Genomic DNA, 304 nt, shown 5'->3' with positions numbered 1-304 from the left:
TGATACACGAGATAACCAGCCCTTACCGAACTTTTTGAACGTGGTTAGTGTCTTCAACCACGCCGCCCGCTCATCGCAAAGAGCATTGATGACTTTATCGGCAGCCATCTTCCTAACCGCCGCCAATGTCTTAGTGCCCATCACGCCGTCGTCAGCTGTGCCTACGACACGTTGCAGGAATTTCACGGCACGTGCTGGCCCGGAGTTGATAGCGAAGTCCATCACGGCATAGTCAACGCCTACCGGTAGATCGTCACCGAATATCTTGTTCCAATAGTTCTCGTGATAGATTTCCGTTGCTTTT

1 protein-coding gene is annotated in these 304 nt (G+C 51.3%); it reads right to left on the bottom strand.

Annotated elements, in window-relative coordinates; genetic code table 11:
* The coding region (locus HWX93_RS22810; RefSeq protein ID WP_176038827.1) for a glycoside hydrolase family 108 protein at nucleotides 1–304 on the bottom strand (304 nt) is incomplete at both ends.

This window comes from Brucella tritici (assembly GCF_902825325.1).
GTDB lineage: Bacteria > Pseudomonadota > Alphaproteobacteria > Rhizobiales > Rhizobiaceae > Brucella.
This window is presented reverse-complemented; position numbering and strand designations above follow the sequence as displayed.